Here is a 19,339-nt window from a genome sequence, read left to right on the forward strand (position 1 = left end):
TTCTTGCCGAAGGCGAGGATTTTTATGCCGCCAAAATTTAACCAATATATCCCCCGCGCTACTAAAGGAACGGCAAACGCAGATGAGTAACATGTCCCAGGGTCAAACCGATTTCGATGCTGTCACCAGGGAAGACCAGGAGTTACGCCAGCCACCCCGCTACCGGGTGCTGCTGCACAACGACGATTATACCACCATGGACTTCGTGGTGACCATACTGGAAACGGTGTTCAAACACGACACCGATACCGCCCATCGCATTATGATGAACATCCATAAAGAGGGAGTTGGCGTGGCCGGGGTTTACACCCGGGACGTGGCCGAGACCAAGACCGCCATGGTCCACAACCTGGCCCGCAAGCACGAATACCCCCTCAAGTGCTCCCTTGAAAAGGAGTAACCCGGCAAACGCTCAGCAGCACCGCACCTTGCGATGATCGGCCCGATTTGTGTAACTTGGGGTACACAGCTCCGGGCCGCTTGCCGCAGCCTACGGCACAGCTGAGCGTTTACCATCCGCTTAGGTCAACCAAGTTGCGGGGTTATCCGTAACCATAAAATCAAGAGATTGAGCCATGATTAACGATAAATTGGAAATGGCCCTGGTCCGGGCCATCCGGGAAGCCAAGGTCCGCAAGCATGAACATGTCACCGTGGAGCATATCCTTTACGGCCTGCTCCATGACGACCTGGCGGCGGACATTCTGACCGCCTGCGGCGGCGACATCACCCTGATGAAGGAAAAGCTGGAGGATTTTTTCACCTCCAGCCTACCCAGCGTGCCCGGAGGCATCGGCCACGACCCGATTCAGACCATCGGCTTCAACCGGGTTCTGCAGCGGGCCATCGCCCATGTCCAGAGTTGCGGCAAAAAAGAGGTGGACGGCGGCGATGTACTGGCCGCCATTTTCTCGGAACCGGAATCCTACGCCGTTTATTTTCTCAACCTGGAAGGCATCAAAAAGCTGGACGTGGTGGAATACATCTCCCATGGTCACCCGGACGGCCTACCAGGACCGGCCATGGCCCCCCGCGGCCCGGGCGCCGATGAACAGGCGGACCAAACCCAGGCCAAACCGGCGGACAAAAACGCCGAAGCCCTGGAGCAATACACCGTCAACTTCAGCCAGCGGGCCGCAAAGGGCCTGATCGACCCCCTGATCGGCCGCGACAGCGAGTTGAAAAGAATCATGCAGACCCTATGCCGGCGGCGTAAGAACAACCCACTGCTGGTGGGCGAACCAGGAGTTGGCAAGACTGCCCTGGCCGAAGGGTTGGCCCTGCGAATCTACCAGAGTCGGCAAAACCGGCAGCAGGATCAGGCGACCTGCGGGTTGGTGCCGGATCTGCTTAAAGGGGTGGAAATCCGCCTGCTGGACATGGGGGGCCTGCTCTCCGGCACCAAATACCGGGGGGATTTTGAGCAGCGCCTGAAAGCGGTGATCAACGCCGTGGAACAGAACCCCGACATCATCCTCTTCATCGACGAAATCCACACCATCGTCGGGGCCGGGGCCACCAGCGGCGGCAGCATGGACGCCTCCAACCTGCTCAAACCCGCCCTGCAATCCGGCAGCCTGCGTTGTATCGGTGCTACCACTTACGAAGAATACAAAAACCACCTGGAAAAAGACCGAGCCTTATCACGCCGTTTCCAAAAAATCGACGTAGCCGAACCTTCGGTGCCAGACACCGTAGCCATTCTCCAGGGGCTGCGGCCCCATTACGAGAAACATCACCAGATCAAATATTCCGCCACCGCTCTGAAGGCCGCCGCCGAACTGGCTGATCGCTACATCAACGAGCGCTTTCTGCCCGATAAGGCCATCGACGTGCTGGACGAAGTCGGGGCCGCCTTCCGCCTGCGCCGGGGGTGCAAGAAACGCCGCAGTGTAACGGTGCGCGACGTGGAAGAGGTGGTTTCCCGGCTGGCCCGGGTGCCGGCCAAAAGCGCCTCCGGGGCCGATATCGAGCACCTGCGCCTGCTGGAGACCATGCTGAAAAGCCAGATATTCGGCCAGGATCAGGCCATCAGCGCTTTAACCAGCGCCGTCAAGCGCTCCCGGGCCGGCATCAAGCGGCCCGAAGGCCCCACCGGCGCCTTCCTCTTTGCCGGCCCCACCGGCGTGGGCAAGACCGAGCTGGCCCGCCAACTGGCGGCCAACCTTTCCATCCATTTCGAACGTTTCGACATGAGCGAGTACATGGAAAAACACGCGGTTTCCCGGCTCATCGGCTCACCTCCCGGTTATGTCGGTTTCGACCAGGGCGGCCTGCTCACCGAGGCGATCCGCAAACATCCCCACAGCGTTCTGCTCTTCGACGAACTGGAAAAGGCCCATCCCGACATCTTCAGCATTCTGCTGCAGGTCATGGATCATGCCTCGCTCACCGACAACTCCGGGCGCAAAGCCGATTTCCGCAACGTAATCCTGATCATGACCACCAACGCCGGAGCACGGGAACTGGCCGAACGGCCCATCGGCTTCACCGGCGACAGCCAGGGCCGGGACGGCAAGGCCCTGAAAAATCTTTTTGCCCCGGAATTCCGCAACCGGCTGGACAGTATCATCACTTTCAACCCGCTGGACACCTCTTTGATGGAACAAATCGTCGAAAAAATGGTCCTGGAATTGCAGGAACGGCTGGCCGAGAAAAAGGTGACCATCAGCCTCACCCCGGCGGCCCGCACCTGGCTGGCCCAGCGAGGCTATGACCCCGAGTACGGGGCCCGGCCCCTGCGCCGGCTGATCCTGAAGGAAATCGGCGATACCCTCACCGAAGAAATCCTGTTCGGTCAGTTGCGCAAGGGCGGCGAGGTCAAAGTAACCATTAAGGGCAAAAAACCAGCCTTCGACTACTCCCCGGAGGCTTGAGTGGTCCCTCCCCGGCTCCCAGGCTGCTCTTGCCCGTTGACAAAAGCAGTTTTTTCGGTAAGGTAACCCGCTGGTGGCACCGGTCATCTCCGGCGACTGGGCTGCCGTTTTGGGCCATGACCCAACCTTTGGCGGGTCATTCAGCTTATTATAATCCTCAAAGAACAGGAAATTACCATGAAGCTACTCTCCACCCGCAATACCTTGTTAGCCACCGCCTGCAGCCTCACCCTCCTTTTGGCCGCCTGCGGCGACAGCCAGCAACCGCAAGCTCCTGAGCCCGCCGCGGAAGACCGCAGCTTCACCCAGGCCATGGAAGATGCTCATGCCGGCCTGATGGACGAAATGCCCATGGGCAGCGAGAAGGCCGTGACCCCTTTTGCTGATTTGAATGTGGCCAAGGCCAGCGGCGATAACGCCTACACCGTCGCCGAACTCTTCGCCCAGAGCGAGAGCCTGAACGGCCAGACCGTGCGGGTTAAGGCACAAGTGGTAAAATTCTCTCCGGCCATCATGGATCGGAACTTTATCCACCTCCAGGACGGAACCGGCTCGGAAGCCAACCGCACTCACAACCTGGTGGCCACCTCCCAGGAAACCGTGGAGGTTGGTGCAGTTGTCACCGTCGAAGGCGTACTGTCGTCCAACAAAGACTTCGGCGCCGGCTACACCTATCAGGTGATTTTGGAAGACTCCACCGTTATTGAATAAATGAAACTGGTGGTGGTCGGGCCCGGCGCCCTGGGTTGCCTGCTGGCGGCCCGCCTGCACTTGGCGGGCACCTGCCATGTACAACTGCTCGACCACCGCCCCCAGCGGGCCGCCGCCCTGAACCGTCAAGGAATCATCCTTGAGGAGCCGGGGGCGGCCCCCTCCCCACCTCTGCCGATTCCCGTCACCACCGATCCCGGCGGCATCATTCATGCCGACACCGCTGTGTTCTGCGTTAAATCCTTCACCCTGCCCCAAGCCCTGGCCTCCGCCAAACCTTTTGCCACCCCCAAGACCATCTTTATTGCTTTTGCCAACGGCATTGGCCACCTGGAAGAGATGCGCCGACTCAGCGATTGCTGCCTTCCGGTCCTGGGTATTTGCACCGCCGGTGCCACCCTGCTGGCCCCCGGCCGGGTGCGCGTCGGCGGCCAAGGCAGTCTGACCCTGGGTTATGCCGTTAACCCAGCCACCCCAGCCGGCCCAGCCGGCCCAAACGGGGCCGCCCCCCTGCTCCCAATCGCTCAGGCCTTCCGCCAGGCAGGTTTCGACACCCGGTTGAGCAACGATATTGACCGGGAACTCTGGTACAAACTGCTGGTCAATGTCGGCATCAACGCTCTGACTGTGCTCCACGACTGCCCCAACGGCCGCCTGTTGGAAATTCCCGCCGCCCGCCGGCTAATGGCCCAAGCCGTAAGTGAGGCCGCCGCCGTGGCCGAGGCCAGCGGCATTTCCCTGAACATCGAACCGCTGGCCATGGTTGAAGAGGTCTGTCGCCGTACCGCCACCAATATCTCTTCCATGCTCCAGGATATTCGCCACCACCGCCCCACCGAGATCATGGCCATCAACGGCGAAATCGTTCGCCGGGCCAACATCCTGGGAATGACCGCACCGGCCAACGAAGAGCTGACCATAACGGTAAAACAGCGTCATCCCAGCCAGTAGAAAAATCCTCCTCTCCTCCCCACACAATTCCTTTTTACGGGCAGATATATTCCGCAATATATATGAACAACAAAAAGTTATTGCACAAAAACATTTTTTACAATAGTATATATCGCAAGTTGAAAACGGCAGCGTTTCAACCGCCGTCCCAGCGACGGCTTGGTCAGTATCCGGACCAAATAAATCATGTAACTATCCATCTCTTTCTGGCACGTAGCTGTTTAACAGTGCCCCAGGTTGCGGTAAGCCAGGTCAGCGTAGCGTACGTCAGGTACTCAAGCCGACCTGATCGCCACAAAATGGGGTGCTGCTGGACAGCTACTAAACTATTTAACAAAGCGAGATCATCATGACGATGACGCAAAGTTTTGCCATAGCCGCCGAAGCCGGCGGCAGTTTCGGCGGCCCGGCCGCCACCGAGAGCGACGACAACTTTCAACGCGAGGCCCGCGTCCGCAAAGTGCTCAGCGATTTGCGAGTGGTCTTCCGGGCTATTCAGTCCTACTCCAAAATGGTGGAGCGCCAGTGCCAGGTCAGCGCCACCATGCTCTGGGTGCTGCGGGAAATCGCAGCCGCCGGCGAACTCAAGATCTCCGAGGTGGCCCGCATTCTCTCCATCCACCAGTCCACCGCCAGCAACCTGTTGGACAAGCTGGAGCGCCGGGGCCTGGTACGCCGTCAACGCGGCAGCCGCCAGGAAGATCAGCGGGTAGTACTGGTAACCTTGACCTCCACCGGCCTGGACCTGCTGGATCAGGCCGGCACCCTGCATCACGGCCCGCTGACCGAGGCCTTGGACCAGATGGCCGCCGAAGACCTGGTACTGCTGAACCAGAGCCTGGACAAACTGGTCCAGGCCATTCCCGCCGGCAAACTGGATCACGGCCTGATGCCGCCCATCACCGAATGACATTCAGCGTGCCCCAGCGGCACGACAAAACTAAACGGCCCGGTTCACCACAACCAAACGTTAAGACGAAGTTGCATACTTAAACCAGTGAAATAAAACCACATGCTAATCGCCCCGGGCATCGAACATACCATCCCGTCTTCCTCCGCCGCCGCCGGCGGCAAGGACCACGGCATAACCGCGCCACCACCGGTCGGCCAACTCTGGCGTGACCGACCTGGTTTTGACCGCGACTTTGTCGAACGCCTGTTGGGCCGCCGCCGGCGGCGCGGCTTAAGCGGTCCCACCGCCCGGCGGCTGGCGGCCCTGGAACCGGAGTTGCCGGAACTGCTGGACCCGCAGGTGATTTACACCACCCTGCCCCCGACCGTCACTCCCCGGGGCAGCATCACCCTGAACCATTCAAGTTCAAGAAGCGCGGGAGCCGGCCTGGAACTGACCAACCCCAAGATGATCGGCGCCCTGCAAAAGGCCGCTAAAGCGGTCTGCTTAATCGCCACCGTGGGGCCGGAGTTGGACCGGCGGGTGGCAGAGTTGCAAGGTGAGGGCCGGCTGGCCGACGCGGCAATACTGGACGCCTTGGGCTCCGGCGCCGTGGAATGGCTGGCCGACCGATTTTTGACCCATATCGTAAAAGAGCACGACGGCCTGGTGGCCGGCCCCCGCTTCAGCCCCGGCTACTGCGACTGGCCGCTTAATGACCAGCCCGGGCTTTTTTCACTGCTGGACCACCGGCAGATCGGAGTGGAATTGGATGCCTCCTGCCTGATGCAGCCGCGCAAGTCCATCTCCGCCCTGTTCGGACTGTACGAAACCGCCGCCGCCCCGGCCGACCGCGACCTGATTCCCTGTCGGCGCTGCCCGAAACGCGACTGCATCGCCCGGCGCTAAGGCCCGTTGGCCGCCGGGCGGTTACCGGCTGGAAAATTATAAAAAAACAGGCAACAGAAAACTTTAAGGAGAGAGCAACCGTATGAAAGTAAGAAAAGGCATTGAAGGCGGCCGCTACCAGCCGCTGACCCAGGAAGACATCAAGCGCATCCACCAGGCCGCCATGCAGGTTTTTGAAGAGATCGGGGTGCAGGTCAACTTCCCCGCCGCCCTTGAGCTTTTTGCCGAAGCCGGCGCCCAGGTGGACCGGGAAACCAATATCGTCAAGATGCCCGGCAGTCTGGTGGAAAAGATCATCGGCCAGGCCCCGTCGGTGATCAACCTCTGCGGCCGCGACCCGGAAGGCGAACACGACTGCGAGATCGGCGGCACCAAGGTTTACATGGGCACCGGCGGCACCGCCCTCAATGTCCAGGAGCCGGGCAGCGACGAGATTCGCCGCTCCCAGACCAAAGACATCATGAACATGGCCCGCATGGTGGAGCAGTTGGATAATATCCATTTCTACATGCTCAACGTCTACCCCGGTGACGTGACGGTGGAAGACGTGGACGTCAACCGTTTCGGCGCCGCCCTAAACCGCACCCAAAAGCACATCATGGGCGGGGTTTACACCGTGGAGGGAGTGCGCAACGTCATCAAGATGGCGGAGATGATCGCCGGAAGCCCCGAGGCCTTGAGGGAGCGGCCCTTTATCTCCATGGTCACCTGCCCCATCAGTCCCTTCAAACTGGATGAATCTTACGGCGAGCTGACCATGGAAGCGGCCCGCAACCGGATCCCGGTGGTGGTGCCCACCGAACCGCTGTGCGGCGCCACCGCGCCGGTGACTTTAGCCGCCAACCTGGTGGTCCAGACGGTGGATTCCCTGGCCGGGGTAATGCTGGCCCAGCTCACCAACCCCGGCGCCCCCTGCCTGTTCGGCTGCATCTCGTCCATCACCGATCTTCGCGACCTCAAATACCTGGCCGGGGCGGTGGAAATGGGCCTGATGAACGCCGGGGCGGCCCAGATGGCCCAGTACTACAAGCTGCCCTTCTACGCCACCGCCGGCATGACCGACTCCAAGGTGGTGGACGCCCAGGCCGGTTACGAATCCGCCATGACCAGCGTGATGGTGGCCCTGGCCGGCGCCAACTTCATCCATGACGCCGCCGGCTTCATCGAGTTCTGCCTCACCGCCTCCTACGACAAGCTGGTGGTGGACAACGAGATCCTGGGCATGACCATGCGGGCGGTGGAAGGCATCCGGGTAGATGACGAGACCATCGCCATGGCCGAGCTGAAAAAGGCCGGCCCCGGCGGCCAGTTCGTCACCGCCCGCCATACCCGCCGCTTAATGCGGACCGAGCACTACAGCCCGGAACTGAGCGACCGGGACAACCGGGGGCCGTGGCAACAGGCCGGCGCCCAAGACACCCGGCAGCGGGCCACCGCCCGCAGCAGAGAGATCCTCGACGCGCCACTCAAGTCGATACTGCCCGAGGATGTCCGCCAGCGGATCAAAACCGAAATCCCGGGGCTGCAGCCCTTTTTGATGGAGGACTAGCGTAATCGTCCAGCAGCACCACATCTTGCGGCGATCGGCCCGGCTTACGTACCCGGGGTACGCAGCGCCGGGCCGCTTGCCACAACCTGCAGCACTGCTGAACGATTACGGAAACCGAACCAGGCTGAAATCACAAAATTCGCAACCCTTAAAAAGAACTACCAAGGACGGAAAATGATCACCATAGCCGAAAAGATCAACGCCACCATCCCCTCCACCCGCCGGATCATCGAGGAACGGGACGCGGCGGCCCTGCTGGAGCTGGCCGAGAAACAGGCCGCCGCCGGGGCCGACTACATTGACATCAACGTCGGCACCGGGCACGGCAGCGGCGCCGACGAGGTGGAGGCCATGACCTGGGCGGTGACCACCATCCAGGAGAAGATCGACACCCCGCTGTGCATCGACAGCGCCGACGCGGCAGTGCTGGAGGCGGGACTCACCGCCCGCCAAGGCAAGCCGGCCCTGATCAACTCCACCAAGGCCACCGAGGAAAACATGGCCACCGTGGTGCCTTTAGCGGCCCGTTTCAAGCTGCCCCTGGTGGGCCTGGCCATGGACGACAAGGGCATTCCCACTTCCGCCGAGGCCCGGCTGGCCGCCTGCAAGTATATCGCCGATTACTGCGCCCAGCGGGGGGTGCCGGAAGAAGACCTCTTTTTCGATCCCCTGGTGGTGCCGGTGAGCACCGATATCACCCAGGGCCGGGTCACCCTTGACACCATCGCCGCCATCAAGAAGGAGCTGCCCAAGGCCAAGACGGTGATGGCGGTTTCCAACATCTCATTCGGCCTGCCCCAGCGCAAACGGCTCAACAGCGCCTTTTTGCAGATGGCGGTGGCCTACGGCCTGGACGGCGGCATCCTCAACGTCCTGGATCAGGAGTTGATGGGCGCCATCCGCGCCGCCGAAGTACTGGTAGGCAAGGATAAGCGGTGCCGCAAATACGCCCGTTTCTTCCGGTAAGAAGAGAAACAGGGTGCCCAGTACAAGACGCAAGCCGCTTACAGCCTGGACGGGATCCGCGAAAACCGGTAGCGGCGGGTTCGGTGGCGGCCGGGCGCATGGACGCGCAGGAGGCCGCCGCCGCCTCGGAGGCGGGCAGGGATGCCCGCCAAGAATGAGCCGCTACCGGTTTTCGCAGACCCCACCCCCGGGCCACAACCGAAACTTACGGCGCCGACAATTTTGAGCCGCTGAAACATTGAACAAAACAAAAGGTAAAGACCAATGACTGAACCTGATACATTTCGTCAAGGAACCGTGGTTAAGCCCTATGAGCGGCTTAATGCCGAGCAGATTGACCTGCTGGACGCCGCCTCCATGAAGATCCTGGAAGAGACCGGGATCTGGTGCTACAACATGCGGGCCGCCGAGCTGTTTGCCGCCAACGGCGCCCGGGTGGAAGACGAACCCGGCGCCGGAGCGCCCTGCAAGCGGGTTTACTTCCCGCCGGCGATGGTGCGTAAGTATATCGCCATGGCCCCCAGCAAGGTGGTCTTAGGCGCCCGTGACCCCAAAAACCGGCTGGTGCTGGACGCCGAGGTGCCGCGGGTTTACTTCGGCTCCGGCTCGGAGACCAATGTCTGGCTGGAGACCGAACTGGAGGAGTTTCAATCCACCACCGATCCCGCCCGCAAGCTCACCGCGCCGCGCTATACCGAAAAGCGCGGCGATGCCCAACTGCTGGCCCGGGCCGCCCGGCTGGGAGAGCAGTTGGACCACCTGGATTTCTTCATCCGGCCGGTCAACGTCCAGGACAGCGACATCAGCGAAGATGACCACGACGTCAACAAGTTCTTCGCCTGTCTTAACAATATCACCAAACATGTCCAGGCCGGGCTGACCACCCAAAAGAGCCTGGACAAGGTGCTCAAGATGGCCGAGATCATCGCCGGCGGCCACGAGGAGTTGCGGCAAAACCCGGTGGTCTCCTTCATCGCCTGTGTCTTCAAAAGCCCCCTGCAGATGGTGGAAGACACCACCGCCAAGGTCTTCGACATGGTGGAGGCCGGCATGCCGCTGGTGATTTCCTCCTCGCCCCAGGGCGGTTCCTCGGCCCCCATCCAGGAGGCCGGCATGGTGGCCCAGATCAACGCCGAGATCCTGGCCGGGGTCATGCTCACCCAGTTGATCAAGCCCGGCGCCCCAGTGCTTTACGGCAGCGTGGCGGTAAGGGCCCGGCTGGACGACCTGCACGACCTTTACGGCTGCCCGGAGTTCAACCAGTACAACAACGACACCGCCCAGATGGCCCGCCACTACAAGATCCCCTGCTATTCCTCCTCCGGGGTGGGCAACGCCTCGACCCCCGGCATGCAGGCCTCCTTTGAAAAGGTCTTCACCCACCTTTACATGGGGCTTACCGGCGCCCAGTACATCCATTATTCCTTCGGCCTGCTGGACCGCACCAACACCTTCTGCCCCCTGCAGGCGGTGCTGGACAACGAGCAGGTGGGCCTGGTCAAGCACTGCCTGCGGCCGCCCAAGGTGGACCAGGAGAACATCGACGAGGTGCTGAAGATGATCACCAAGGTGATGAAGTCCAGCCATCGGCTCTTTACCCGCCACACCCGCAAGGCCACCCACGCCGGCGAGATCTCCGAGCCTTACAAATTCGGGGCCAAAGAGCACCAAGACGGGGTGATCCCCCGAGCGGTGGCGGAACTGGCCAAGGTCGAGGCCCGACCGGGCAAGCATCTGCCCGCCGAGGTTCAGGCCAGAATCCGCGCCGAGGTGCCGGGCATAGTGGATAGACTTTTCACGTAATCGTCCAGCAGCACCGCCTCTTCGAGCGATCAGCCAAGCTTGCGTACAGGGGTACGCGGCGCTTGGCTGCTTGCCCGAAGAGGCGGCACTGCTGAACGATTACGATCAAAAAATAATGGCAGAGCAACAAGCTTCTGCCGGGAAAGTTAACCAAAGTTTAGCAACGCCAAAACAAGGAGAAAGAGACGACATGGAAAAACAAGAACTGCTGGAAAAAATTGCCTTTAACGTGGTGCAGGGCCGGATCGAAGCCGAGGACGAAGGTTTTGACGAGGGCCTGGAAGATCAGCCGGCGGTGACCGAACTGGTCAACCAGGCGCTGGAACAGGGCATCTCCCCTTCCGAGATCCTGGTGGACGGGCTCACCGATTCCATGACCGTGGTGGGAGAAAAGTTCGAAAAGGGCGAGTACCTGATCCCGGACATGCTGGCCGCCGCCGAGGCGGTGGGCGCCGGCATGGACATCCTCACCCCGCACCTGCTCAAGGACGGGGTGGAGAGCAAGGGCCGCTTCGTGATCGCCACCGTCATTGGTGATTTGCATGATATCGGCAAGAACATCGTCAGCATCATGATCAAGGGCGCCGGCTACGACGTCATCGATCTGGGGGTTGACGTGCCCTCCGACAAGATCGTTGAGGCGGTCAAGGAACACAACGCCCCCTACCTGGGTCTTTCGGCCCTGCTGACCACCACCATGCGCAACATGAAGGAGGTCATCGACAAGCTCAAGGAAGAGGGCCTGGAGAACACCAAGGTCTGCATCGGCGGCGCCCCCACCTCGCCGGAGTTCGCCAGCGAGATCGGCGCCGACGTCCATTGCGCCGACGCCTTTGCCGCCATCGACTGGCTGAAAGCGCAGCAGGCCGCGTAAACGCCGACGGTAACCGTTCACCAGGAACCACAAAGTGTTGATTTAACGGACTGTAAACGTTCAGCAGCGCCCCAGGTTCGGGTAAGCAGCCAAGCGCCGCGTACCCCGTGTACGTAAGCTTGGCTGATCGCCCGAAGATGGGGTGCGGCTGTTCGTTTATCGCCGACGGAGGTTGATCAATGGCTGAAACCAAGGCATATTCCCAAGCCGCCGGCACCGGCAAGTACGAGAAGGCCACCGGGCTGCTGGGCAAGTATGATAACGTGCGCCGGTTCTGGGAGGACCAGCTCACCGGAATCATGCTCCGGCCCTATCTCAACGAGCTGACCGACCGCAAGCACAAGCAGTTGAAGCGGATGCGCATCGCCGACCTGGGCTGCGGCGGCGCCGACGGCTACGACCTGATCACCGGAGTCAATCGCGAGGAACCCGGCATCTACGACTTCATCACCGCCGCCGTGACCCCGGAAACCCTGCAGGAGTACGTGGGCTACGACCTCAACGAAAACCTGCTGGAACAGGCCCGGGAGCACTTAAGCGGCAACGGCAAGGTCCGCTTTGAGCGAGCCGACTTCTCCGACGGCCTCAAGATGCTGGCAAACGAAGCGCCCTTCGACCTCTACATGTCTTCCTACGGCACCATGAGCCACTTCACCAACGAGCAGTTGGTGAAGATCTTCAGCGATATCTGTCGGCACGCCGAGGACGGCGCCATGATCATCGGCGACTGGCTGGGCCGCTACTCCTACGAGTGGCAGGACCTGTGGCACCATCCGCCCGATGAAGAGTACTTCATGAACTACCGGATCTCTTACATCTACCCGGAAGAGGAACGGGATCAGGCCGACATCGCCTCCTTCGACCTGCGGCTGATGACCCGGGAAGAGTGCATCAATATCATCAAGCGGGTGGAAAAGGAGACCGGGGTGACCATCAAGCCCCTGCACTTCTTCGACCGCTCCATTTTTGTTGGCCGCCACCTGAGCACCGGTGACTACAATCAACACGCTCCGCGCTGGCTGCGGCATCAGACCAACTCGCTGTTCGAGGGCTACACCCGCACCGATCTTTCCACCCTGATGGTGGACTACGTGCCACGGCCGGGCTTTGATCATCTGAACAATTTTTACGAGCACTTCTTCATGTGCTGCAACACCTTAATCGAGCACACCATCGCCCTGCTGCGCAACTACAACTGCCGCAAGGGCGAGCTCTGTGAACGGCCGCCGGAGGTGCCGCCCTATTACCCGGAACCCCTCAAGGACGCCATCCATACCATGCGGGCGGTCATCGAAGGTTCGGGCTGGCTGGACTGGGGCGACCCACGGGCCAACATCATCGAGCCCCACCTGGGTTACTCCCTGCGCAAGATGGAAATGGACCTGCAGCCGGGCACCGGGGTGGGACATTCTTTAGTGGGTGTTTTTCAGGTAGTTAAGTAATTACATCATTGTTAGCAGGAGGGGACAGATTTTTGATCTGTCCCGGGGATTTCCGGCCCCGGGGAAGCCAAGACTTCTAACACCGGAAAACGAGAGGATAGAAAAAATGTGTGGAATTGCAGGATGTATCGGCAGCGCCGATGTGGACACCGTCAACCGGATGCTGGATGCCCTGGTGCATCGCGGCCCCAACGACCGGGGCGTGCACGTCAGCGGCAACATGGCTTTCGGCCATACCCGGCTCTCCATTGTCGACGTCGCCGGGGGACATCAGCCGATCATCAGCACCGACAACAGCTGCGGCATTATCGGCAACGGCGAGATCTACAATTTTCGCCGGTTGCGGGAACAACTGGCCCAGGACTTCGAGTTCCGGACCCATTCCGACACCGAGGTAGCCCTGCACCTGTATCGTAAAAAAGGCCCCGCCTGTGTCAAGGAATTGGACGGCATGTTCGCCTTCTGCGTCTTCACCGAAGACGGCGACTACCTGCTGGCCCGCGACCCGGTGGGGATCAAGCCGTTGTACTACGCCCACCGCGACGGCAGCCTCTATTTCAGCTCCGAGCTGGGCGCCATGAGCCTGGCCGGGGTGGACGAGGTGCACGAGTTTCCCGCCGGCCACTATTACACCCCCAAGGAAGGCTTTGTCCGCTATTACCAGGTGCCGGAGGTCAGGGACCACCTGCTTACCGATGCCGATGAGGCAGCGAGCAGGATCCGCGAAACCTTCAGGGCGTCGGTCAAAAAACGGCTGCTGGCCGACCCGGAGATCCCGGTGGGGGCCTTTTGCAGCGGCGGGCTGGATTCCAGCCTGATCGCCGCCATCGCCGCCGAGGAGATCCCCAACCTGCACACCTTCGCGGTGGGCATGCGGGATGAAAACGGCCACGACAGCGATGACCTCACCGCCGCCCGGCTGGTAGCCAAGCATATCGACTCCACCCACCATGAACTGGTCTTTACCGAGGAAGAGTACTACCAGGCCCTGCCGGCGGTGATCGGCAAGCTGGAAAGCTACGACCCTTCCCTGGTCCGCTGCGCCGTGCCCTGCTACTTCACCTGCAAGCTGGCGGCCCAGTACGTCACCGTGGTGCTGACCGGCGAGGGAGCCGACGAGCTGTTTGCCGGCTACCATTATATGAAACACCAGGACATGAGCCGGCTCAACCAGGACTGCCGGCAGCTGATCTCCACCCTGCACAACATCAACCTGCAGCGGGCCGACCGCATCGGTATGCTCTTCAACCTGGAGCTGCGGGTTCCCTTCCTGGACACCGCCATGATCGACCTGGCCATGCAGATCCCGGCGGAGTTGAAGATCCGTGACGTCGACGACGCCCGCATTGAAAAATGGATCCTGCGTCAGGCCTTTGCCGACACCGGTCTGCTGCCGGAAGATATCATCTGGCGCTACAAGGTGCAGTACACCCAGGGCGCCGGCTGCGAGAGCCTGGGCGAAAAACTGGCCGAGCGGGAGATGAGCGACGAGGAGATGGCGGAAATCAAGGCCGCCAACCCCCGAGCTGCCATCAACAGCAAGGAAGCCGCCCTTTATTTCAAGATCTTCCGCCGCTACCACCCCCAGGATTCCATCCTCAGCTCCATCGGCATTTGGGAAGGTTTCAACTTTGCCGAGGAGCGGGCCAGCACCCAGGGTGCCCTGGACAACAAACGCTACCAGGACACCCCGGTTGCACCCGGGAAAACCAACGCCCCCGAGGGAGCCACCCAATGAAACCCGACTTTCTGGAATATATCCGGGAACGGGTGCTGCTGGCCGACGGCGCCCTGGGCAGCTATCTGTACGCCAAGGGCATTGAGCTGGGCAAGAACATCGAACGGCTCAACCTGGCGGACCCGGACCTGGTTTACTCGGTCCACGAAGAATATATCCGGGCCGGCAGCCGGCTCATTGAAACCAACACCTTCGGCGCCAACCGGCTCAAACTGGAAAACGCCGGGCTCGAGGGCAAGGCCCGGCAGATCAACCTGGCCGGGGCCGAACTGGCGGTGCGGGCCGGCAGCGGCGAGGTTTACGTGGCCGGCTCGGTGGGTCCCAGCGGCGCCGACTTCCCCTTGGACGACGAAGACGGGCCGGAAAGCGAGGCGGTGCAAGGGGCCTTCCGGGAACAGATCGAGGCCCTGCTGGAAGGCGGCGTCGACCTGCTGATCCTGGAAACCTTCAGCCACCTGGACGAACTGCTGCTGGCCCTGAAGGTTGCCCGCCAACTGGCCGGCAACAAGCCGATCATCGCCAATATGGTCTACCCCAAGCAGGGCTGCACCGCCGCCGGGATGGACGCCATGGAATGCGGCCGGGCGGCCCTGGCCGCCGGGGCCGACGTGGTGGGCTCCAACTGCGGCCGCGGCGCCCGGGCCATGCTGACGGCCATGGAACGGCTGAGCAATTTGGGCGAGGAGGTGCCCCTGGCCGCCTTCCCCAACGCCGGTTTCCCGGAAATCGTCAACCACCGCCTGATCTACCCCGCCGAACCGCCCTACATGGCGCAGCTGGTCCGCGAGATGGTCAAGCTCGGGGCCCGGGTGGTGGGCGGCTGCTGCGGCACCACCCCCGCCCATATCCAGGAGTTCGGCAAGCACCTGCGCCTCAAGCGCCGCCCCCTGACCCAGGTGGCCGGCGACAAGCCCGCCGCCGGGCCGGAAGTACCGGGGCCGGCGGCGGGCAAGGCCGGCAGCCTGCTTAATCGCCTGCCCACCGACAAGCTGCCGGTGCTGGTGGAGGTGGACCCGCCCACCCATCTGGATATCAGCGGTGTGCTCAGCGGCGCCAAAGAACTGGCCGCCGCCGGGGCCGATGCCATCACCCTGGGGGAAAACCCCCTGGCGGTGCTGCGGGCCGACAACATCTCGCTGGCCCACAAGATCCGCAGCGAAGTGGGCATTGCCACCGTGGCCCACGTCACCTGCCGGGACCGCAATGCCCTGGGGCTGCAATCCCAGATCATGGGAGCGCATTTGCTGGGCATCGACAGCATCCTGGCGGTCACCGGCGATCCGGCCACCACCGGTGACCAGCCGGCGGCCACCGGAGTTTTCGATGTGCAGTCCTTCGGCCTGATCCGGATGCTCAACCAGTTCAACCAGGGCCGCAACCCGGCGGGCAAGGCCATGAAGGGGCAGTGCGATTTTTCCATCGGCGCCGCCTTCAGCTACCGGCCCAACAACCCGGACCTGCAGATCCGCCGCCTGGAACGAAAAGCCGCCCTGGGCGCGGTGTACGCCATGACCCAGCCCTTCTTCAGCGCCGGCGCCGTCGAGGACATGCTGGAGCGCACTCGGCACCTGGAGATGCTGATCTTCCCCGGCATCTTCCCGTTGATCTCGGCCCGTAACGCTGAATTTCTGCACCACGAGGTGCCGGGAATCAACATCCCCGAAGACCTGCGACGCAAGCTGGGGCGCTACGAGGCGGTGGAAGACCAGCGCAAGGTGGCCGACGAGTTCACCCGGGAGTTGATCGCCGAGATCTGCCCCATCATCGACGGTCTGTACCTGATCAGCCCGCTCAACAAGTGGGACGTCACCGCCCGACTGACCCGTGAGGTACGGGAGGCCGGCTGGCAGGGCAGCGGCCGGCTGGCGGACTTATTGCGTAAACGGGCCCCGGCTGCGCCGACCTAAAATGTTTCATATCTTTCTAAAAAGTTGTACAATTTTTCCCTTAACCAATATCAATACTAACCAAGCCAAATTATAGACAAGGAGCAACCATGGCAAACTATCTCTTCACCTCCGAATCCGTTTCCGAAGGCCATCCCGACAAAGTGGCCGACCAGGTTTCCGATGCCGTCCTGGACGCCATCCTCAGCCAGGATAAGACCTCACGGGTGGCCTGCGAGACCCTGGTGACCACCGGCATGGCCCTGATCGCCGGCGAGATCACCACCAACGCGGTGGTGGATTACCCCACCATCGTCCGCGAGACCATCAAGGAGATCGGCTACAACTCTTCCGACATGGGTTTCGACTGGCAGTCTTGCGCCATCCTCACCAGCATCGACAAGCAGTCGCCGGATATCGCCCAGGGCGTCGATGAAGGCAAGGGCGTCGACCTGGACCAGGGCGCCGGCGACCAGGGCCTGATGTTCGGCTACGCCTGCGACGAAACCAAGGTACTGATGCCCATGCCCATCACCTATTCCCACCGCCTGGTCAAGCGCCAGTCGGAGGTACGCAAATCGGGCCGCCTGCCCTGGCTGCGCCCGGACGCCAAAAGCCAGGTGACCATCGAATATGAGAACGACAAACCCAAACGGGTTGAGGCGGTGGTACTCTCCACCCAACACTCACCCGAGGTGGATTACGAAGACCTTAAGGAAGCGGTGATGGAAGAGATCATCAAGCCCATCCTGCCCGCGAACATGGTGGATGACAAGACCAAGTACTTCATCAACCCCACCGGCCGTTTCGTTATTGGCGGCCCCGTGGGCGACTGCGGCGTTACCGGCCGCAAGATCATCGTTGATACCTACGGCGGCGTGGGCTCCCACGGCGGCGGCGCCTTCTCCGGCAAGGACCCCTCCAAGGTAGACCGTTCCTCTTCCTACATGGGCCGTTACGTGGCCAAGAACGTGGTGGCCGCCGGCCTGGCCTCCCAGTGCGAGGTGCAGGTGGCTTACGCCATCGGCATTTCCCAGCCGGTTTCCGTCAACGTGGTCACCTTCGGCACCGGCAAGATCAGCGATGAAGAGATTCGCAAGCTGATCGTCGAGCATTTCGACCTGCGGCCCAAGGCCATTGTCCAGCAACTCGACCTGCTGCGGCCCATCTACCGCAAAACTGCGGCTTACGGCCACTTCGGCCGCGAGCGCGCCGAGTTCACCTGGGAGCGCACCGACAAGGCCGAGGCGCTGCGCGCCGCCGCCGGCCTCAAATAGGAAAACGAACCCGAATTTTTAACCCTTAATGAAGGAGTTTTATTGTGAGTAACAAAGTATTGGAGAGCAACGATTACAAAGTGGCGGACATGAGCCTGGCCGATTGGGGCAAAAAAGAGGTGATGATCGCCGAGACCGAGATGCCCGGGCTGATGGCCCTGCGCGAGGAATACGGGGCCAGCAAGCCGCTCAAGGGCGCGCGTATCGCCGGCTGTCTGCACATGACCATCCAGACCGCGGTACTGATGGAGACCCTGACCGCTCTGGGGGCGGAGGTCCGCTGGTCCTCCTGCAACATCTTCTCCACCCAGGACCAGGCCGCCGCCGCCATGGTGGCCGCCGGTATTCCCACCTTCGCCTGGAAGGGCGAGAACGAGGAAGAGTTCTGGTGGTGCATCGAACAGACCATCAAAGGCCCCGACGGCTGGCGGCCCAACATGATCCTGGACGACGGCGGTGACCTGACCCAGATCATGCACGAGAAATACCCCGAGTTGATGAAGGACGTCAAGGGCATCAGCGAGGAGACCACCACCGGGGTGCATCGCCTCTATGAGATGACCAAGGAAGGCAGCCTGCTGGCCCCGGCCATCAACGTCAACGACTCGGTGACCAAATCCAAGTTCGACAACCTCTATGGCTGCCGGGAGTCACTGATCGACGGCATCAAGCGGGCCACCGACGTGATGATCGCCGGCAAGATCTGCCTGGTGGCCGGCTACGGCGACGTGGGCAAGGGCTGCGCCCAGGCCTTCCGAGGCATGGGCGCCACCGTCTGGGTCACCGAGTGCGACCCCATTTGCGCCCTGCAGGCCTCCATGGAAGGCTTCCGGGTAGTGACCATGGATGATGCCGCCGCCAAAGCCGACATCTTCGTCACCGCCACCGGCAACATCAACGTCATCACCCGGGCCCACATGGAACAGATGCGCGACCAGGCCATCGTCTGCAACATCGGTCATTTCGACAACGAGATCGATATCGCCGGGATCAAGGATCTGACCTGGGAGAACATCAAGCCCCAGGTGGATCACGTGATCTTCCCCGACGGCCACCGCATCATCATCCTGGCCGAAGGTCGGCTGGTGAACCTGGGTTGCGCCACCGGCCATCCCAGCTTCGTGATGAGCAACTCCTTCACCAACCAGGTGCTGGCCCAGATCGAGCTGTGGGAGCGCCACGACCAGTACGAAAGGAAGGTCTACATGCTGCCCAAGCACCTGGACGAAAAGGTGGCCAAGCTGCACCTGGAGCGGATCGGCGCCAAGCTCACCGAGCTCAGGACGGACCAGGCCAAGTACATCGGCGTGCCGGTGGACGGGCCGTACAAGCCCGACCATTACCGTTACTAACCCGTAAACCTGCCGCCGCACCGCATTTTTGGACGATCGGCCCAGCTTGCGTACCCGGGGTACGCGGCACCGGGCCGCTTACCCAAATCTGCGGCACGGCGGCAGGTTTGCGT

The 19,339-nt window shown here is 61.7% G+C and carries 15 protein-coding genes; all 15 read left to right on the plus strand.

What is annotated here, in order from left to right; genetic code table 11:
- The first annotated feature begins 82 nt into the window (after positions 1 to 82).
- The 15 genes from clpS to ahcY all read left to right on the plus strand — a co-directional run bounded on the left by clpS (position 83) and on the right by ahcY (position 19,226).
- Entirely contained in the window at positions 83 to 400 is a 318-nt protein-coding gene (gene clpS / locus P0N66_RS05040; protein ID WP_275802906.1) for an ATP-dependent Clp protease adapter ClpS, read from the plus strand.
- A 175-nt stretch (positions 401 to 575) separates the two neighbouring features.
- Positions 576 to 2,876 carry an ATP-dependent Clp protease ATP-binding subunit ClpA gene (gene clpA, locus P0N66_RS05045; protein ID WP_275802907.1) on the plus strand — a complete coding sequence of 767 codons (2,301 nt, stop codon included), beginning with the start codon at positions 576 to 578 and terminating at the stop codon, positions 2,874 to 2,876.
- Positions 2,877 to 3,053: 177 nt separating this feature from the next.
- Positions 3,054 to 3,587, plus strand: coding sequence for a nucleotide-binding protein (locus P0N66_RS05050; protein ID WP_275802908.1), 534 nt, complete (start codon positions 3,054 to 3,056; stop codon positions 3,585 to 3,587).
- Positions 3,588 to 4,538 (plus strand): ketopantoate reductase family protein, encoded by a 951-nt coding sequence (locus P0N66_RS05055; RefSeq protein ID WP_275802909.1) that lies wholly within the window; start codon positions 3,588 to 3,590, stop codon positions 4,536 to 4,538.
- Between the two features lie 349 nt (positions 4,539 to 4,887).
- Positions 4,888 to 5,448, plus strand: coding sequence for a MarR family winged helix-turn-helix transcriptional regulator (locus P0N66_RS05060; protein WP_275802910.1), 561 nt, complete (start codon positions 4,888 to 4,890; stop codon positions 5,446 to 5,448).
- A 102-nt stretch (positions 5,449 to 5,550) separates the two neighbouring features.
- Entirely contained in the window at positions 5,551 to 6,339 is a 789-nt protein-coding gene (locus P0N66_RS05065) for a vitamin B12 dependent-methionine synthase activation domain-containing protein (RefSeq protein WP_275802911.1), read from the plus strand.
- Positions 6,340 to 6,421: 82 nt separating this feature from the next.
- A complete protein-coding gene (locus P0N66_RS05070; protein WP_275802912.1) occupies positions 6,422 to 7,888 on the plus strand; it encodes a trimethylamine methyltransferase family protein in 1,467 nt (488 codons plus the stop codon).
- Positions 7,889 to 8,062: 174 nt separating this feature from the next.
- Positions 8,063 to 8,854 carry a dihydropteroate synthase gene (locus P0N66_RS05075; RefSeq protein ID WP_275802913.1) on the plus strand — a complete coding sequence of 264 codons (792 nt, stop codon included), beginning with the start codon at positions 8,063 to 8,065 and terminating at the stop codon, positions 8,852 to 8,854.
- Between the two features lie 264 nt (positions 8,855 to 9,118).
- Positions 9,119 to 10,657 (plus strand): trimethylamine methyltransferase family protein, encoded by a 1,539-nt coding sequence (locus P0N66_RS05080; protein ID WP_275802914.1) that lies wholly within the window; start codon positions 9,119 to 9,121, stop codon positions 10,655 to 10,657.
- Between the two features lie 190 nt (positions 10,658 to 10,847).
- Positions 10,848 to 11,531 carry a corrinoid protein gene (locus P0N66_RS05085; protein ID WP_275802915.1) on the plus strand — a complete coding sequence of 228 codons (684 nt, stop codon included), beginning with the start codon at positions 10,848 to 10,850 and terminating at the stop codon, positions 11,529 to 11,531.
- 179 nt (positions 11,532 to 11,710) lie between these two features.
- Complete coding sequence (locus tag P0N66_RS05090) at positions 11,711 to 12,973, plus strand: class I SAM-dependent methyltransferase (RefSeq protein WP_275802916.1); 1,263 nt, start codon at positions 11,711 to 11,713, stop codon at positions 12,971 to 12,973.
- Between the two features lie 106 nt (positions 12,974 to 13,079).
- A complete protein-coding gene (gene asnB, locus P0N66_RS05095) occupies positions 13,080 to 14,711 on the plus strand; it encodes an asparagine synthase B (protein WP_275802917.1) in 1,632 nt (543 codons plus the stop codon).
- The gene (locus P0N66_RS05100) at positions 14,708 to 16,618 is read left to right on the plus strand and encodes a bifunctional homocysteine S-methyltransferase/methylenetetrahydrofolate reductase (protein ID WP_275802918.1); all 1,911 of its coding nucleotides are present in this window, start codon (positions 14,708 to 14,710) and stop codon (positions 16,616 to 16,618) included. The genes asnB and P0N66_RS05100 overlap by 4 nt, the downstream gene beginning before the upstream one ends.
- Positions 16,619 to 16,707: 89 nt before the next feature.
- Complete coding sequence (metK, locus tag P0N66_RS05105) at positions 16,708 to 17,874, plus strand: methionine adenosyltransferase (protein WP_275802919.1); 1,167 nt, start codon at positions 16,708 to 16,710, stop codon at positions 17,872 to 17,874.
- Positions 17,875 to 17,933: 59 nt separating this feature from the next.
- The gene (ahcY, locus tag P0N66_RS05110) at positions 17,934 to 19,226 is read left to right on the plus strand and encodes an adenosylhomocysteinase (RefSeq protein ID WP_431190011.1); all 1,293 of its coding nucleotides are present in this window, start codon (positions 17,934 to 17,936) and stop codon (positions 19,224 to 19,226) included.
- Positions 19,227 to 19,339 lie beyond the last annotated feature (113 nt).

The sequence above is a fragment of the Desulfurivibrio dismutans genome, from assembly GCF_029210385.1.
GTDB classification, from domain to species: Bacteria; Desulfobacterota; Desulfobulbia; order Desulfobulbales; family Desulfurivibrionaceae; genus Desulfurivibrio; species Desulfurivibrio dismutans.